Below are 3001 nucleotides of genomic sequence, written 5' to 3'. Positions count from 1 at the left end.
TGGCAATGACTTTCTGCTCGCCATTGACGATGTGTACACGGGAAACCATAAAAACTTTTCGTTGATTTAAATTTACTCATAGGTTGATATTAGTTGATTCCGTGACAAAGCTCAAGCTGAGCTTCGTCACGAATAATAATGAGATGTTATAACTATGCTGCTTTGGGTAAACTTCCAAAGGATTGTCCATATTTTGTATCAATTCCTTTGATATGCGATGTGAGCCACATTCTTAAAAAAGCGATGAGTTTATCGTTGTCTAACTCGTTGTTAACGATGAGTTCTCTAAATTCGCCAACTCTTTTTAAGAGTTGTTGGTGAATGAGCTTATGAGGACCTAGCCCCTCAAATTGGTTGGCCTCCATAAGTTGTTCTTCTTCATCAAAGTGCTTCACGACAAAAGCCGACATCTTATCAAAGGCAGGTAAGATATCATTGCCAGCTTCAATTTGATCTACGAGATCATTAATATATCCAATCAATTGCTTGTGTTGATTATCCATTTCGTTTACACCAACACTTAAATCATCTTTCCATTCAAAATGTGACATATATCCTCCAGTTGTACCTTTTACTATTTTCGGAAATATCCAAATTTGATCAAATGATATTTGTCATATTTTTCTTAGTCTAAAATTATAAAGCTACTTATTTACAGCACTTACGAGAGCTTGAGTAATTCCTTTCTCACTGAGAGAATGGCCTGCATCTTGCACCATTATAAACTCAGCTTCTGGCCACTTCTTATGAAGTTCCCAGGCCGTTTGTGGAGGGCAGACAATATCGTATCTTCCTTGGACAATAACAGTTGGGATATGTCTAATTTTGTCCACATTATCTAGCAATTGATTCTCTGATTCTAGGAAGCCACCATTGATAAAATAATGACACTCAATTCTTGCAAAGGCCTCTGAGAATTTATCACCAGAAAATTTTGAGATCATCTCTGTGTCAGGAAAAATCTTACTTGTTGAGGCTTCCCAAACCGCCCAAGCTTTTGCGGCTTCTGATCTTATACTTTGGTCTTCACTTGTGAGTCTCTTGTAAAATGCAGAAATGAAGTCATCTCTTTCTTCTTCAGGAATTGGAGCAATATACTTCTCCCAAGCATCAGGGTAGAGAAAAGAAGCGCCTTCTTGATAGAACCAACGTAACTCTTTCTTTCTCAGCATAAAAATCCCTCGAAGGTATAATGCCGAGACCGAATCTGGATGACTTTGAGCGTAGGCGAGGGCAAGTGTTGATCCCCAGCTTCCACCGAAAACGGCCCACTTAGAAATAGAGAGTTCTTCACGAATCTTTTCAATATCAGAGACTAAGTCCCAAGTTGTATTCTCTCTCAACTCAGCAAATGGTTTAGATTTTCCACAACCTCTTTGGTCAAAGAGAATGATGTGGTATCGCTTTGGATCAAAGTAACGGCGATAGTTATCTTGAAGTCCTCCTCCTGGCCCACCATGAAGGAAAATAACCGGCTCTCCATTTGGATTTCCACACTGTTCAAAATATATTTCATGCAATTGGCTAACTTTTAGGTAGCCAGTATTAAAAGGTTCAATTTCAGGATAGAGAAAGTTCATAGATACATCCTTTTTTAAGGGCTCAAATTCTTTTCATTCTCCTGTGTAATTGATATGTTTTAGGTCTACAGAGGAGAGGTATGAAGGGTTTTATCCTATCAGATAATGTCTTTGATGGGCCACAAGGAACTGAACTCCATTTTTGGGTGAAGAGTGAGGAAGGTCCACTAAAACTAATTTTTACAGGAGAGAAACCAGTCTTCTTCGTAGAGAACCGTTCTGAGTTCCCAAGCCTGCCTAGCTCACAAAGAAAACCATTAGGGCTAAAGGGCTTTAATGGGGCTGCTGTTGATGGCATTTATTTTAAAGACTACCAATCATTTCTTCAGGGAAGAGATAAACTTGCAAATCTTGGAGTCAGGACTTTTGAGTCAGATATACGACCCAATGATCGCTTCCTTATGGAGAGATTTATCAATGGAAGTCTTGAGTTTGCTGGTAAGGTTCAAGAAATCTCTGGAATTAAGACAATTATAAATCCTCAAGTGAAGAAGTGTGAGTATATTCCACCTTTTTCAATTATGTCTTTGGATATTGAAACTAGCTTAGGAAATGATCTCTATTCAATTGGTATTCATCAAAGAGGTGATGGCAATGAATATAAGAAAGTCTATATGGTCGGAGAGCTAGAAGACCAAGAAGATGTGGAATTCTTTAGAACTGAAAAAGAGCTCTTGGTGAAATTTCTGAGGACTTTCCAAGTTATGATCCCGATCTCTTTGTCGGGTGGCACGTCGTTGGATTTGACCTCAAGTTCTTGGAGAGAAAGTGTGTTCAGTATGGGCTAAACTTTAGTCTTGGAAGAGATGGCTCGAATGTTCGAATACAAGAAAAGAAGGGAGCCGGCCATTTTGCTAATATTAATGGACGAGCTATTATTGATGGGCCTTGGGCCTTAAAGTTGGCCTTCTATAGTTTTGAGAATTTTAAACTTGATACTGTTGCTAAAGAGGTCTTAGGTGATGGTAAAGATATTGAGTCAACGGGTTCTGAAAAAGTCGAAGAAATTCAAAGGCGTTTTGAAGAAGATAAGTTAGGACTTGCAAAATATAATCTCTTGGACTGTACGCTCGTTCTCGATATTTATGACAAACTTCATCTCATCGATCACTTATGTAAGAGAGTTCTCTATAGCGGTCAGCTTCTGGATCGACTTGGAATGTCTTCTCGTGCTTTTGATCATGTCTATCTTCCCTTAGTTCACAGAAAAGGCTTTGTTGCTGGAAATATTCTGGATATTCAAAAAGATGCTTCTAGTCTTGGTGGCTATGTCATGGAAGGCCTTAAAGGTTTACATGAGCATGTTGTTGTTCTGGATTTTAAAAGTCTGTATCCAACAATCATTCAAACCTTTAAAATAGATCCTTACTCACGCTTAAGGGGTGATGTAAATTCTTTAACAACAGTTAATGGAGTTAACT

At 38.5% G+C, this 3001-nt stretch carries 4 protein-coding genes; 2 read left to right on the top strand and 2 right to left on the bottom strand.

Going from position 1 to position 3001, the window contains the following annotated elements:
• Positions 1-152: 152 nt before the first annotated feature.
• Complete coding sequence (locus M901_RS14145; protein WP_021278888.1) at positions 153-551, bottom strand: bacteriohemerythrin; 399 nt, start codon at positions 549-551, stop codon at positions 153-155.
• Positions 552-644: 93 nt separating this feature from the next.
• A complete protein-coding gene (gene pip, locus M901_RS14140) occupies positions 645-1580 on the bottom strand; it encodes a prolyl aminopeptidase (RefSeq protein ID WP_021278886.1) in 936 nt (311 codons plus the stop codon).
• Between the two features lie 80 nt (positions 1581-1660).
• On the opposite strand from pip, the gene M901_RS16810 reads away from it, so the two are divergent.
• Together M901_RS16810 and M901_RS16805 are read left to right on the top strand one after the other, a co-directional pair.
• Positions 1661-2368 (top strand): 3'-5' exonuclease, encoded by a 708-nt coding sequence (locus tag M901_RS16810; RefSeq protein ID WP_021278887.1) that lies wholly within the window; start codon positions 1661-1663, stop codon positions 2366-2368.
• Positions 2338-3001: DNA polymerase domain-containing protein (locus M901_RS16805; protein WP_021278889.1), on the top strand; the 664-nt coding region annotated here is incomplete at its 3' end. The genes M901_RS16810 and M901_RS16805, both read left to right, overlap by 31 nt.

The sequence above is a fragment of the Bacteriovorax sp. DB6_IX genome (genome assembly GCF_000447775.1).
Taxonomy (GTDB): domain Bacteria; phylum Bdellovibrionota; class Bacteriovoracia; order Bacteriovoracales; family Bacteriovoracaceae; genus Halobacteriovorax_A.
The sequence above is the reverse complement of the archived record's forward strand: the minus strand, read 5'-3'. Positions and strand labels throughout refer to the sequence as shown.